Origin of the sequence: Photobacterium sagamiensis (assembly GCF_050337085.1) — a bacterium.
GTDB lineage: Bacteria > Pseudomonadota > Gammaproteobacteria > Enterobacterales > Vibrionaceae > Photobacterium > Photobacterium sagamiensis.
Window position 1 is genome coordinate 17,109 of the sequence record NZ_JAKJSP010000031.1, and the last position, 14,716, is coordinate 31,824.

The following is a 14,716-nucleotide window of genomic DNA, read 5'->3' on the forward strand; positions in this document are numbered from 1 at the left end:
TTTAAAAATCGAAATTTACGCCCGCAAACAAACCATCCGTCTTAGCATCCAAATCAGTGGTCAAGTCATCAAATCCCACTAAATCAAGTTGATGAACTCTGTATCCCGCTTGTAGTTCAAGATCAAAAGCATAAAGGCCGATTGCATACTGAATACCGACTGACGCATCAATCATGTGGTTGTCGCTGTAGGCTATACCATTACCTTTTGCGAACACAAACAGCGGCGTTCCAGGAATACCGACTTCTGCTCCTGCATACAAATGCGGTATAAATCCACTAAACTTCTCAAGTGAAACACCGATGATTTTACCATCAGAAAATTCAGTAATGCCAACACCCGCATCCAGCGATACTAAGTCATTGTCCAAAAACTCATAATACAGTGTGTAATCACGCTTAGTATAAGCGTAATCATCGTTATCAACTTCAGACTGACCTATTTTAAAATTTGGGATAAGTGGGATAAAGTGCTCTAGCGAAGCTTCAAAAGTGTAACTATAGTCATCACCATCAACTTCCGAACCTGCAAAATTGTGTGTTTGTTGCCACATATTAACTTCAACATCCGCACCTAGCATCACGTCAGCAGAAGCCATAAACGGAGCGGCCGATAACATAGCGGCTAACATTGTTTTTTTCACTTTTATTGTCCTTGATAATTTCTAATTGTAATTTGCAGTCAGGCCAGAGCATCGTGACAAAATCACTTTGTCACTATCATGCTCTCGCAGCTGCCACATTATCATCATTATCAATAGTGAGACTGGTCTTATCACTGAGGTGAATGCTGGCTCAAAATCCCACAGCAGCGATTTATCTCCTCCAGTTACTTGATAAACCTGACTTAACTGGATCCGATTCACGCTTTAAAAAATATTCATTTTTTCAGAGGCAGAGGAAAAATCATGGTCACCAAGGTAACCATGCATACGAAGAGGATGTTCATCGTGGGGGTATAGCGAACGCCTGTTCAGAGAACGTTATAAATTCATCAGACTTTCCAGCATGTTTTCTTGACTCTTAAACCTGAACTCCGCCTCCTGAGATTGAGTTCGCACTACAATTGAGCCCCTAAAAAACGTCTCGTCCTCAAGGATTTTCTCAATAAACCCAATAGCGGTATCCGCTGAGTGAAAATGCGTCGGAATATTATCAGACGAAATAGTACAACGTAAAAGATCCATCTTTCTCTCCATACAGTTTGATAATCAAGGCTAAAATAACCTCAAATGCAATCGATTACATTGATGCGAGTCACAGCTCCCGCCATTAGTAAGCCTGCGTATCCTGTCATTCTCCGGCAGATACCAAAAAGAAGAAGTCCCTATCTGAAAGGGCTCCTCAATAAGAGCCCAAAAAGGTAGGTAGATATTTATTTATTTATTTAGCTATTATTACGGTCAAAAATCGTATCAGATACGTTCAATAATCGTGGCAATCCCCTGGCCCATGCCGATACACATGGTGGCCAGACCGTAACGACCGTCACGCTGCTCCATCACATTGATTAGCGTGCCGACGATACGGGCGCCCGAGCAACCCAGAGGGTGGCCGAGAGAAATCGCACCACCATGCAAATTTACTTTCGATTCGCGCTCATCCCACAGCTTCAGGTCGCGAAGACATGGAATTGCCTGCGCGGCAAATGCTTCATTGACTTCGGCAAAATCAATATCAGCAATCGTCAGGTTGGCTTTATCCAGCGCTTTATTTGTCGCAGGAACAGGACCATACCCCATGATTGCAGCTGGAACACCGGCCGTCGTAGCTGCCAGCACACGGGCACGCGGTATCACACCGAGTTCTTTGGCTTTTTCTTCGCTCATTACCAGCAGGCAAGAAGCTCCATCAGACAGTGCTGAAGATGTACCTGCGGTAACCGTACCATGGATAGGATCAAACACCGGGCGAAGCTGACCAAGTGATTCTTCCGTTGTTTCCGGGCGGATCACTTCATCATGCTTAACTAGGATTGGACGACCATTGGCATCATGGCCCATCATCGGGATAATTTCATTATCAAAACGGCCTTCATCAGTCGCCTGCTGAGCAAGACGGTGAGATCGCGCGCCCAATGTATCCTGCTCTTCTCGGCTCACTTTATGAAGTTTACCCAACGCTTCAGCGGTTAATCCCATCATGGCTGACGCCTGCGCCATATATTTATCATTGGCAGGATTGAGGTTAATGCCTTTGTTTATTGGGATATGGCCCATGTGCTCAACACCACCGACCAGGATGATATCAGCATCTTCAGCCTTGATTGCACGCGTCGCCATATGCAGTGCATCCATTGACGAACCACATAGACGGTTAACCGTCGTTGCCGGCACTTCTACCGGTAAGCCGGCAAGCAGCGCAGCATTACGGGCAATATTCACGCCTTGTTCTTCAGTCTGCTGTACACAACCCCAGATAACATCGTCGACCATAGCCGCTTTTACATTCGGCTGGCGCTCAAACATTGCTTTCATCAAGTTAGCAGAAAGATCATCTGCACGAGTGTGGCGGAACACACCATTTTTCGAACGTCCCATTGGGGACCGAATTGCATCAACAATTACTACATTTTTCATCATCATATCCCCAATTATGCGTAAAATTTCTGGTTGTTATTCACACGGTCAAGCAGACCTTGCGGCACTTCGTACAATGCACCTAAGTCTTTAAACTGCGCTGCAGCCTGTACCAGTTTTTCCAGGCCAAATTGATCCATGTAATAGAACAGGCCACCACGGAATGGAGGGAAACCCGTGCCATAAATCATTGCAATATCGGCTTCGGCAGGCGAAGCAACAACACCTTCATCAAGACAGCGGATCGCTTCAAACATCATTGGCAACATCATGCGTAACGTGATGGTATCGGCGTCAAACTCTTTAGTGCCGTCACGTAACGTTGCAATCAGGTTATTAGATTCAGGCGATGCCTGCGGCTTAATACGGCCACGACGATCGGCGATATGAGCATAGAAGCCTTGTGATGATTTTTGACCAAACCACTTGTGATCGACGAGTTGCTGAATAACGTTCACCTCTGGCTTGCTCATACGGCTCGGGAACGCTTCATCCATCACGTCAATACAGTGTGCAGCAGTATCAAGACCAATGACATCAAGCAGATATGCCGGGCCCATTGGCCAGCCGAAACCTTTGCTCATCACTTTATCGATAGTCGGAATATCACCACCATCAGCAACCAGCTGATTGAACGCATGGAAATAAGGTGTCAGGCAGCGGTTGACCAAAAAGCCTGCACAGTCATTCACCACAATCGGTGTTTTACCCAACTGACTGACGTACTTCACCGCTTTCGTAATGGTCTCATCACTGGTTTGCTCACCACGAATAACCTCAACTAATGGCATACGGTGTACAGGGTTGAAGAAATGAATACCGCAGAACTTCTCAGGCTGCTTGAGCGCATGGGCCAGCCCACTGATCATCAATGTCGATGTGTTCGACGCAATGATTGCATTCGGCGCAACCTGCTCCAGCTCCGCCAGTACTTTTTCTTTTACTTTAGGATTTTCGACAACGGCTTCAATGATCAGATCATTGGTTTCCAGCGCATTATTGTGCAGGGTTGGCTGAATACGGTTTAACGTGTCCCCCATCGCCGCAGGCTTTTTGCGGCCTTTCTCTACTTGCTTGGCCAGTAGCTTATTCGCTTCTGCAAGACCCAGTGCCAGACCAGACTTGTTGATGTCTTTCATTACTACATCAACGCCTTTATCTGCTGTCACATAGGCAATCCCCCCGCCCATAATACCGGCACCGATAACACCGACTTCCTGGATTGGCTCGGCACCTTTGGTCAGTGACTTGGTTTTTGCTTTCACCGCCATGTCACTGAGGGAAACGGAAACCAACGCATCAGCAACACCGGTATCAACACATGCAACAATGCCCTGACGCTCAATCGCTAACGCCTCATCACGGTGACATTTTGCTGCTTTTTCAATGGTATTTAGCATGATTGTTGGCGCAGGGTAATGTTTACCCGCCACTTTTGCTACCATGCCGCGAGCAACATTCAGTGACATCGCCAGCTCATAATCACTTAGTTTAAGCGGTGACTGTTTTTCTTTCTGACGTGCGCGCCAGTCAAAATCACCAGCCAGACAAGCGGTTAAAATAGCTTCCGCTTCTTCTAAAAGATCAACTTGTCGCGGGTCAAGTACGCCGTCAACGAAATGGTGAGTCAATGCATCGTTAGCACGGAAGTTTTTGCCTGTTGTCAGCCACTGCAGCGACGTATCCAGCCCCATCACACGAGGTAGTCGCGTCATACCGCCCCACCCCGGCATAATGCCAAGTTTCACTTCTGGCAGACTGATTTTTGCATCAGTTGTCGCCAAACGGTATTCAGCCAGTAATGCGAGTTCCACACCACCACCTGCTGCGACGCCATTGATAATCGCAACCTTTGGCATAGAAAGATCTTCAATGCTGTTGTAAATACCATGCACCCACTGCATGTACTCACTAACGGCTTCTTCACCATCATGAAACAGCTCACGAAACGCTTTCACATCGGCACCGGCACTGAACAATTTCTTGCCAGAACGAATGATCAAACCTCGCGCGCTGCTACTTCTGATCGTCTCAACACATTCACTCAGTTCAATCAGAGCATCATTACGAAGCGTGTTAACGCTGTCGGCTTTGGCATCGAAAATCAGTTCCGCAAACTGGCCGCGTTCTGCAACCTGAAAATATTGACCTACATACATTTTTATTTCCTCAACTGGCTATCAGGTTACTTCACTAGGCCACAGGCTTTAGCCTGGCTGCGAAGGGATTCTCTAAAATCAGGATGTGCAATATCAATTAATGCCGCAGCACGCTCGACGGTTGTCAGACCGCGCAAATCAGCAACACCGTGTTCAGTGGCAATTAACTGCACATCGTTACGTAACGTAGTAACAGGTGTACCTTCGGGTAATGACACTTTAATGGTTGATTCAATCCCTTCGGCTCCTTTATAGGTAGAAGACAGGGCAATAATAGATAAACCGCCTTTTGACATACGGGCACCACGGACAAAATCGACCTGGCCGCCAGAACCTGAAATTTGCATATGACCAACACCTTCCGATGCCACCTGGCCTGTCAGATCGGTCATAATGCAGGTATTAATAGAGACAAAGTTATCGTTCTTAGCAACTTCAGAGGGATCATTGACGACAACAACATTGCCAATTTCAATATCCGGATTGCCATCAATATAATCGATTAATTCCTGTGAACCTGCCGCAAAAGCCGTAATAATTTTACCCGGCTTATAATTTTTCTTTGTGCCGTCAATTGCACCGGCTTTACACAGTTCCATCATTGATTCGGTGAACATTTCAGTATGAATGCCCAGGTTCTTGCGGTCTTTAAGACCCATACCCAGCGCATTTGAAATAGTCCCGATACCAATCTGAATTGTTGCGCCATCCTGAATATAAGGCAGCACATGCTCTGCAATTGAAATTTCAACGTCGGAAGGTTCGGCCGCTTTAGGACCGGCAATCGGGTGATGAGCCTCGGTCAGGAAATTGACCTGATCGACATGGATCAAGTTTTCAGCATTACCAACAAATGGCTGCTGGTTATTGATAACACCAATGATCATGTCAGCATGTTGGAGAACAACCTCATTACCAACACCTCCGCATGCGCCCATACTCATGAAACCTTCGGCGTTTGGCGGCGTCATCTCTACCACCATCACATTACATTTAACGCGGTCAAGCACTTCTTTTACGTTAGAAAGGTGATAGGTTACAATTTCAACGTTACCTTTATGCTGGAACTTTTTCTCTAGTGGCCCCATAAACAAACTGCGATAAGTCAGGTGACCTCGATATTCAGGTTTTATAAAACTTATACGGATAAGTTAAAAGTCCGGCATAGATATCAGTACCATCAAGCGTTAATGCTTTTTTATCTAATTCCATCAAGAAACCAACAGGTACAGACAAATACCCGCCGGCCCAAACTTTATCACCAGACTTTATTATATTTACTGCATCAGATAATGGAATTATCTTATTTTCATAGTTCGTTTGCCAATGTGCCATAACAGCCTCTCAGAGAGTAAGACAAAGCATTATGATTATTACCACCTTTAATTTATTTATATTCCTTTAAATAAGGTTGGTAATATTATCTTCGTCGTTAATGTAGGGGTCAGAAAACAATTTCTTGTTCTGACGCAGCTAATATATCCTCATTCAAGAAGTATCACTTTGCATTTCCGGCCAATCAGATGACCGCATACGTCAAGAATAGAAAGGTAGACTTTATTCACATATATATAAATGCATGATTTATATTCATTACAAATAAGACATTGATCACTGAATAAACATTCCCCCCTAGCAACAAAATCAACCAGAAATGAAACATTTAACCAATTATGTTCCGAGATTACCAAGATGCTGGATGAATAAATGCTTGAACACTCTCTTTCTCGCTGACAACTTCAAGTCAACATGAGCGCAAACCGACCAACTATTAGAGAGCCCAAATGGTAATTACACTCCGAAGATAGTTGGTGTTGACACAATCATTTGATTGCTTGAGACATTCATTTGACCTGACAGGTCACGAGACGCAAATAGCGATGCAGGTCAAATAAATTCGTCATTTCAACGATTAGACTTTCGCCAGATTTTATTAACAATGCAGATTATAAATAATGAGAAAATCTATTTTATTAACTGGGTTATTGGCTTTATCTTATAACAATACGCTTTATGCTAATGAAGAGAGCAGTATTGACCCTGGTGATATGACTAAGGTGTACACTCAGGTCGGTGCCAGTATTGATAGCGACAGTAATATAAAGGCGCTAGGTTCATTATCAGGTACATACAGTAACAGTGACAACTTCTTACTATATGGTGAAGCTGTTTTCGGTGATACTCACTTTCATGATGAAGATTATGGACTTGACTATAGCAATACCCGACTGCAGTATTTTCAGGCCAAGACAACCAGTATTTCCGCTTTACCTAAAATAGGCTTTTCTGCTGACTTAATTCACAGTGAATTACCGGAAATTCCGCATTATGGTGATGATATGAGCATCATCTCTTTAGGTACGGTTGCAATGATTAGTCAGGAATATACGGGCAAATTTATGGCATTCCCAAATATTGCCTATACGAAAGGAGAAATGTATGGTGAAGATGTAGATGGCTATATGTCAGCCCTATATATCACTCACCGTATTTCATCTAATCGTGCCTATGTTGGTTTATTTCCTGAATATATGTCTCTATCCGGTGGCGACATTGAAAGAGAGAGTTTTAAGGTTAAACTTCTACTTGCCACCCCCATTACAGACACTGGCCGCTTATGGTTAACCAGCACATTTGAACACCAGGAGTCAAAATTTACTATAGCGGATAGTAATAATGACTGGCAAAATACATCCCGTGTCGAAATGGGATTAAAATATTACCTGTAATCCACCTTGCTATTCACCGGGCTTATTGGTGGTGCTTTGATTAGACAAGCTTTGTATATTAGTTTTTTATACCAATCGGGAGAAACATAAGTAATTTAACTAACAAGGTTTATTTATCAATAAAAATAATAAACCTTGTTTTGAATTTGTAAATTTATTTCCATAGGAAAAAAACATGAAAAAACTTATTCTTGCAACTGCCATTGCAGCTGCCTCATTCACTGCTGTTTCACAAGCGTGTACCGCTATTGCATGGAATACCGACTCGGGTGTGCTGACCACGCGAACTAATGACTGGGTGGAACCTACATCCCCGGTGCTTGGTACCATTAAGGCGGGCACAGAGCGTTTTAACCATGGCATAAAAGGCAACGGTGATACTTATAAAACCAAATATGACATTTTAGCCATTCTTTCATATGGCGGTCTGGTTCACGATGGAATTAACAGTGAAGGTATGCAAGTTAATACCCTGTATTATGCCCCGATGAACATGAATGATGAAGGTGCAGGTAGCGTCTCTCAGCTGGCATTCGGTGAATACCTGATCGCAAACTTCGCAACGCTTGAAGAGATAGCCAATAGCATCAATAAGATTAAAGCAGAACTAGTCTCACACCCAGCAATACCTGCGGCGCCAACATTCCACTGGTCACTGACAGATAAATCAGGCGACCGTCTGGTTATTGAGCATGATAAAGATGGTGTTTCACTTTATCGCGGCGAAGAAGCGATGGTGATGACCAACCAGCCAAGCCAGCAAACTCACCTTGATGCATGGAAAGATGCTTCTGGCAAAATCACCAAAACCTGGAGCCAGGCCGACTTTGGCTCGACCGGTAACACCAACCCACGTGACCGCTTCCTGCACGCTTCTTATTTCAGCGAGCAGCTAAAACAACCAAGCTCATCTATCAACGGTATGATGAAACTGGCTACAACGGCATTCCGGATCCCGCATGATGCTTCTAACAAAGAAGTTAATGGTGTGATGGCCGGTTACGCGACAGAATGGTCTCTGACCCAGAACCTCAACACTGGTGATGCAGTTTGGGAATACCTGTGGGGCGATACCTGGACCAATGTTAAGTTTAATTTCTATGACATTCTAGAATCAGGAAAAGACATCAGCTTCAAGATGGATGATCCTAAACTTGGCGGTGACATCACGTCGCAAATCATCGCTTCTGGTAAATAAAATAGCTTAAGGCTGCTGATACCAGCAGCCTTACTTCCATTACATCATCCATCACACAGCAACGCCGCCTTTGGTGCCCTATTTTACAGTGTTTCGCCACTTCTGGTCATATCTACTGTACTTAACTGAATGCCGTTAGTAACGTCCACCTCGGCAGCAAGTTGAAAGTTAGGATAGCGCTTGATGTCCAACCGCTCATCTAATTTTACATCCATATCTTCTGTAAACTTTTCAAACAACTGACTCTAAATATACTTCTTGGCAACATGCCCAGGCTTGAAGAAGGACGCTGGCCGGCCGCACATGGCGATCAACGCAGTACACCAAAAAATGACCAATAGGTGATTTTAATGTAAACAACGCATAATTGAGCACGTCAACCCTTGAGAAATTCTAAGCTAGACTTAAAACATGATAATTATCACCTTTGTAATTACTATCATTTTCTACGACTAGTGTTACGCAGAGCATGTTATCTTATTTCGCAAACCTACTGTTGTAGGGTCTGTTGATCAATCTTCACCCTATTGATGGAGGAATTTTGGAAAAAGTGAAGCTTAAAAAAGTACGAAGACCGGTTCAGCCCCGGGGGATTGCCCGCTATGAGAGTATACTTGTTGCTGCCAAGTTGCTGATTGCGGAAGTGGGGATACAAGAGACAACTGCATATCGGATCGCTGAACGGGCAAAGCTACCGGCCGCTTCCGTATATCAATACTTTCCTACTCGCGAACTCATCTTTGAGACATTAGCTGAACGTCAGTTTCATGAATTGATGGAAGGGTTTAAAAAGCGGCTTGAAAATGCCGTTGTTTCTCGTTGGCAACAGCTAGCGGAGATTTTAGTGCTTTCTTCTTACCGCTTTTATACATCAAATATTGTCAATGAGCGTCTGTTTCTAGGGATGGATACCACCCTGAATGTGCGTATGGGCGCAGCTTGCCGTTTAACCACTTTTTCTCAATGGTTTTGCGTTGAATTGGAGCAGCGATTTGTTATTGAAGATATTGACGCCCTGAAAGATCCAGTTGCGATCTCCGTGAATGTTGCAGATGCCGCTTTTCAGCGAAGTCTTTCACTGTATGACGAAATCCGTCCAGGTTACTACGATGAAGCTTTGAAAGCCGTTATCGGTTATCTTACGACCCATTTGGGTGAGTCTCTACCAACCAAATCCACTTCAGCTGTCTAACACTCCAAACTCTTATTAACCTTGTTTGCCCCTTCGAATATCACCAAGTGTGCACACTGATCTGTGCACTACCGCCTCTGCTTTTTGAATCTTTGTAAAAAAAACACTTCACAAATGTGATAAATATTATATTTTAATAAACATGATAAATATTACATTTGATCTGATTGCTTAGGAGATAACTAAGTAGCGGTTAATGGAAAACACATCGGTGGTGAGTTTTGGTGAAAATTTTAGTTGTTCAGAATGACAAACTGGCACCTGCTGGACACTTTGGTCAGTCATTAATATCTTCTGGCGCAGAGCTAGAAACATTACACAGCTATCAAGGGGATCGTCTGTCAGAGTGCAGCTCCGTTGATTATCACGGATTGGTGGTTCTCGGTGGCAAAATCGGGGCATTTGATGATCAGCAAAATCCGTTCTTAAATTATGTGATCAGTTTGATTCACGAGTTTCACCTCGCGCAAAAACCGGTGTTTGGCATCTGTTTGGGTGCCCAACTGTTGGCAAGAGCCTTAGATACGGGCTTCCGCTCCAATCATGGCTGGGAGCTCAGTTTTACAGATATCAATGTGACTGTAGCAGGCGAACAGGATCCGGTTTTCAGCGGCTTGCCACAAGAGTGCCGTTTGTACGAAATGCATCAGGACAGCTTTTATCTACCCAAAAACAGTCAACTACTGATGACTAGCGAAAACTGTAGTAATCAGGCCTTTCGGGCTGGCCGGTGGAGTTATGGCGTTCAATTTCATCCAGAAGTTACCGAGCAAATAGTTCGCGATTGGGCAGGTTCAGTTCGCGAGGCGCTTGGGGAAAAGGGACATGACATGGCGCAACAAATGCTTGAATTTACCACTGCGGAGTTTTCCACTCAGCACATTATTTGTCAGCAACTAGCGGAACGGTGGTTGGCTCTTATCAAGTACTAAACAACTGAATTGGAAGGGAACCCATGTCAACAATAATCGACAATATTAATTTGGTCTTATATGTTTACGTTTTAACTTATGGTCTTTTAGCCGTAGGGTTGTTTTACACCCTAACGAGACATAATAACGGCCTTAATGTGGTTGTGTCGCAAACTGGAGTGCTGAGTGATGATCTCCTCAGCACCCATTATCTTTAGCATTATGACGATTAACCAACGGGTGCCCTCGATCTTAAATACCGCATGAGGGTATTCTGCGGACAAAGCGAAATCAGCGCCAGTGAGATAGAAAGAGCTGTCTCAGCGGATAAGGACAGGGTTAAACAAAAAATAAAATGTTACCAAGCCCTCAAAAACAGCCGCACCTTTTTTAATCTTTCAAAAAAAGTATTATTATCCTTATATGTTTTATATCTCAAAAGGTTATATTGTTCTCATAAATCTCTGCTCATTCACTTGAGATAGACAAGCGCGATACATGGATTGTTTTTCGAACACCTTGTTGTTCAACATATAACCTTGCGCAATCAAAACGTTAAGGTCACCGAAAGGGAGTCAGTCAGCGTCGCTGATACGATTAATTGCTTATCTACCTTGAGCCTAAGACCTGTCATGATGACGAATTGGCTCTGCACAGTTTAGATATTATGAAGAGCCGTATTTAATAGGCTATGAAAACGAACGTCGAACTCCCGCATCCGAAACTATCCATACACAAGGGGTGGCTACAGCTATTAAAGCAAACAGCCAAGGAGTATGAGCTAAACGTTCAAGACTACTTCACGCCTTTGGAAACCGACAGAGAAGACTCGATCCTCTGGGATGTCCGCACAGTCCGCCACATTCATCACCAGATGGCGAATGATATCAATGATCCCCTTTTTTCAGTAGTGGCCGCAAAAAAAGTCAACCCGCTGACCTTCGGTAGTTTTACCCTGACGCTTTGGACTGCCCCCAATCTGTACACCTTGCTAAAAGATATCAGCGAATACTGTATTTTTATCGGAGCCCCTATGCGGGTAAGTTTTCACGAAACGGCCCAGGGTGATGTTGAACTTTGGCTGATCAATAACGAGCCGCTCAACAAAGAGTCCCACGTGACGTATGTCGGGGTAACGCTGTACATCGCCACCATGATCGAGATCATTCGCCAAACCTCAGCCCATGATATACCGGATCTGGAAGTTCAGTTGATCAACTGGCCGTTTGACCGTGAGCTTCTTCCTCGTTTCGAAAACTACATGAACTGCAAGGTAAGCTTAGGCTCCCCCATTCGGAAGCTTTGTATTAAACGCCAGTACTTGTTTGCGCCCTTAGTCACCAGCGATGCTGAAATTTACCCCAGTACACGGGCCTTGCTTCGCAAGCGCACGGCAGAATTAAAAACCGACGATATGGTATTACAGATCTATAATACCCTCGATAAACTACCGACACTGGCCGATATTTCCGGCGATAAAGTCGCATCAGAAATGCTGATCAGTATCCGGACCCTCAATCGTCGCCTGGCCGAAGTCAATACCAGCTATCGAAGTGTGGTAGAGAAATATAAACTTGAGAAGGTGCTGCAGCTGTTAAACCAGCCCAACATCAACATGACTGAAATTGCTTTTCAGTTGGGTTTTTCAGATCTCAGTGCCTTCTCGCGCGCATTCAAACGCTGGACCGGCACTAGCCCAACCCATTTAAATAACTAACAATCATAATCTTAAGAAAAGCAGCCACTGAATAAGCATGATCTGAATCAAACTACGAGACAATGGCGGTAAATGTAATGTCATTGTCCCAAACAGCAAAGTCAGGACTATCAGATATTGTTTTAATACGTGCCAGTTAGTGCGGTTAACCAAAATAGCCGCCGTAAAATTACTGGAGCGTTAGCAATGATGAAAGAAGGGCATAAAGTTTTATTCGAGCCGATGAATATTGGCTCGTTAAAACTAAAAAACCGCTATTCCATGGCCCCGATGGGTACCTTGGGTTGTGTGGATGGCGATGGCGCCTATAACAACCGCGGTGTTGATTACTATGTTGCTCGCGCCAAAGGCGGAGTTGGCCTGATCATTACCGGCGTCCAGATGGTCGAAAACGAACTTGAACAGTTCCCGATGCCGTCGCTGCCTTGCCCAACTTACCAGCCGACTGCGTATATCCGCAGCGCCAAGGAAATGACCGAGCGTGTTCATGCCTACGGTACCAAAATCTTTGCCCAGCTCACCGCTGGCTGGGGCCGCTCTTGCATTCCGGGCTTCACCCCGGAAGATAAATCTATTGCCCCGTCAGAAGCTCAAAACCGCTTCGACCCATCGATCACCCACCGGGAACTGACAACAGACGAAGTTAAATACTTCATTGGTAAGTTCATCGAATCTGCCGTGATTGCCCAGAAAGCCGGATTTGATGGCGTTGAGATCCACGCTGTTCACGAAGGCTACCTGCTTGATCAGTTCACCATGAGTTTCTTCAACAAGCGTACCGACCAGTACGGTGGCAACTTCGAGAACCGTTACCGCTTTGCCGTTGAAATCGTTCAGGGTATCAAGGCTATTTGTGGTAAAGATTTCCCGGTATCACTGCGCTATTCCGTAAAAGGTAATATGAAGGGCTTTGGTCAGGGGATCCTGCCTGGCGAACAGGCAGAAGAAGTCGGCCGTGATATGGAAGAAGGTCTGAAAGCAGCTAAATATCTGCAAGATGCAGGATTTGACGCCCTTAACGTCGATGCCGGCACCTACGATTCATGGTACTGGAACCATCCGCCTAACTACTTCAAACCAGGTATGTATCAGCCATATTGTAAAGCCGTTTCTGAAGTGGTTGATATTCCCGTCCTGATGGCTGGGCGTATGGAAGATCCTGAATTGGCTTCGCACGCGGTTAATGAAGGCATTGCCGACGGCATTTCGATGGGTCGCCCGCTGCTGGCCGATCCGGAAGTCGTTAACAAAATCCGTCGTGGCCGTTTTGAAGAAGTTCGTCCATGCCTGTCGTGCCATCTAGGCTGCCTTGGCCGCATGGCGGAAGTGGGTAATATCTCATGTGCTGTCAACCCGAGCTGTGGCCGGGAAGAAGAGTACAAGCTGACGGCGGCGTATAAGCGCAAGAAAGTCGTCGTCATCGGCGGCGGCGTCGGCGGCATGGAAGCGGCCCGTATCGCAGCCGATCGTGGCCATGATGTGGTACTGATGGAGAAATCCGGAGCCCTCGGCGGCAATGTTATCCCTGGCGGCCAAGCACCATTTAAACACGACGATAAGCAACTGCTCGAGTGGTTTGCCGGTGAAATGGATCGCAAGCAGGTCGATGTTCGCATGAATACTACCGCGACCAAGCAGACCATTGAAGCCGAGCAGCCTGACAGTGTCATTTTTGCCACTGGCTCCCGCCCGGTTCAGCCACAGTGGCTGGAAGGCAAAGACAAACCGCATGTCATCGTCGCCGAAGATATGCTGATGCAGCCTGAGCTGATCACGGGTCAACAAGTCGTGGTTATCGGTGGTGGCCTGGTGGGTACAGAAGCGGCCCTTTGGATGGCACAAAAAGGCAAGAGTGTCACTTTAATCGAAGGTGCTGACGATATCATCGGCGGCCCTCACGGTACCTGCTTTGCCAACTACCAGATGCTAAAAGAGTTGTTGGTGGCAGAGAATGTGGATGTCCAAACTTCGACGTTCCTTAAGCACATCACAGATACCGGCCTTGTTGTTCATCCGGCTGGTGACAGTGATGTATGCCAACCGCTGAAGGCTGATCATATCGTTCTGGCTCTGGGCTACAAGGCTGAAAACAGCCTTCACGAAACATTGGTTAATGAACTGGATGCCGAGGAAATCTTCAATATTGGTGACAGCCAGCAGGCACGCACCATTATGGCAGCGATTTGGGATGGCTACGAGGTAGCTCGTTCTTTATAAAATTGTCTCTATTAT

11 protein-coding genes are annotated in these 14,716 nt (G+C 45.3%); 6 read left to right on the forward strand and 5 right to left on the reverse strand.

From position 1 onward, the window contains the following. Position 1 precedes the first annotated feature (1 nt). The 5 genes from L4D76_RS15735 to L4D76_RS15755 all read right to left on the reverse strand — a co-directional run bounded on the left by L4D76_RS15735 (position 2) and on the right by L4D76_RS15755 (position 6,072). Positions 2 to 643, reverse strand: coding sequence for a TIGR04219 family outer membrane beta-barrel protein (locus L4D76_RS15735; RefSeq protein WP_428441845.1), 642 nt, complete (start codon positions 641 to 643; stop codon positions 2 to 4). Between the two features lie 771 nt (positions 644 to 1,414). Then, entirely contained in the window at positions 1,415 to 2,578 is a 1,164-nt protein-coding gene (gene fadA, locus L4D76_RS15740) for an acetyl-CoA C-acyltransferase FadA (RefSeq protein WP_428441846.1), read from the reverse strand. 14 nt (positions 2,579 to 2,592) lie between these two features. Beyond that, positions 2,593 to 4,737, reverse strand: a complete 2,145-nt coding sequence (gene fadB / locus L4D76_RS15745; RefSeq protein ID WP_428441847.1) for a fatty acid oxidation complex subunit alpha FadB — start codon at positions 4,735 to 4,737, stop codon at positions 2,593 to 2,595. Positions 4,738 to 4,763: 26 nt separating this feature from the next. Then, positions 4,764 to 5,825 carry an acetyl-CoA hydrolase/transferase family protein gene (locus L4D76_RS15750; RefSeq protein WP_428441848.1) on the reverse strand — a complete coding sequence of 354 codons (1,062 nt, stop codon included), beginning with the start codon at positions 5,823 to 5,825 and terminating at the stop codon, positions 4,764 to 4,766. Positions 5,826 to 5,859: 34 nt separating this feature from the next. Next, positions 5,860 to 6,072 (reverse strand): hypothetical protein, encoded by a 213-nt coding sequence (locus tag L4D76_RS15755; protein WP_428441849.1) that lies wholly within the window; start codon positions 6,070 to 6,072, stop codon positions 5,860 to 5,862. Between the two features lie 620 nt (positions 6,073 to 6,692). Between L4D76_RS15755 and L4D76_RS15760 the strand changes: the two genes are divergently transcribed. From L4D76_RS15760 to L4D76_RS15785, 6 genes are all read left to right on the forward strand, one after another. Continuing rightward, the gene (locus L4D76_RS15760; RefSeq protein WP_428441850.1) at positions 6,693 to 7,466 is read left to right on the forward strand and encodes a hypothetical protein; all 774 of its coding nucleotides are present in this window, start codon (positions 6,693 to 6,695) and stop codon (positions 7,464 to 7,466) included. Positions 7,467 to 7,641: 175 nt separating this feature from the next. Continuing rightward, entirely contained in the window at positions 7,642 to 8,664 is a 1,023-nt protein-coding gene (locus tag L4D76_RS15765) for a linear amide C-N hydrolase (RefSeq protein ID WP_428441851.1), read from the forward strand. Between the two features lie 550 nt (positions 8,665 to 9,214). Further along, positions 9,215 to 9,856, forward strand: coding sequence for a TetR/AcrR family transcriptional regulator (locus L4D76_RS15770; RefSeq protein ID WP_428441897.1), 642 nt, complete (start codon positions 9,215 to 9,217; stop codon positions 9,854 to 9,856). Positions 9,857 to 10,080: 224 nt separating this feature from the next. Continuing rightward, entirely contained in the window at positions 10,081 to 10,788 is a 708-nt protein-coding gene (locus L4D76_RS15775; protein WP_428441852.1) for a type 1 glutamine amidotransferase, read from the forward strand. 670 nt (positions 10,789 to 11,458) lie between these two features. Continuing rightward, complete coding sequence (locus tag L4D76_RS15780; RefSeq protein ID WP_428441853.1) at positions 11,459 to 12,484, forward strand: helix-turn-helix domain-containing protein; 1,026 nt, start codon at positions 11,459 to 11,461, stop codon at positions 12,482 to 12,484. Positions 12,485 to 12,670: 186 nt separating this feature from the next. Then, complete coding sequence (locus L4D76_RS15785; RefSeq protein WP_428441854.1) at positions 12,671 to 14,701, forward strand: oxidoreductase; 2,031 nt, start codon at positions 12,671 to 12,673, stop codon at positions 14,699 to 14,701. The last annotated feature ends 15 nt before the right edge of the window (positions 14,702 to 14,716 follow it).

Bases quoted from the DNA above. Each gene is read 5' to 3' on its own strand.
- fadA (WP_428441846.1), bottom strand. From the start codon at position 2,578: ATGAAAAATGTAGTAATTGTTGATGCAATTCGGTCCCCAATGGGACGT.
- fadB (WP_428441847.1), bottom strand. From the start codon at position 4,737: ATGTATGTAGGTCAATATTTTCAGGTTGCAGAACGCGGCCAGTTTGCG.
- L4D76_RS15750 (WP_428441848.1), bottom strand. From the start codon at position 5,825: ATGGGGCCACTAGAGAAAAAGTTCCAGCATAAAGGTAACGTTGAAATT.
- L4D76_RS15755 (WP_428441849.1), bottom strand. From the start codon at position 6,072: ATGGCACATTGGCAAACGAACTATGAAAATAAGATAATTCCATTATCT.
- L4D76_RS15760 (WP_428441850.1), top strand. From the start codon at position 6,693: ATGAGAAAATCTATTTTATTAACTGGGTTATTGGCTTTATCTTATAAC.
- L4D76_RS15765 (WP_428441851.1), top strand. From the start codon at position 7,642: ATGAAAAAACTTATTCTTGCAACTGCCATTGCAGCTGCCTCATTCACT.
- L4D76_RS15780 (WP_428441853.1), top strand. From the start codon at position 11,459: ATGAAAACGAACGTCGAACTCCCGCATCCGAAACTATCCATACACAAG.
- L4D76_RS15785 (WP_428441854.1), top strand. From the start codon at position 12,671: ATGATGAAAGAAGGGCATAAAGTTTTATTCGAGCCGATGAATATTGGC.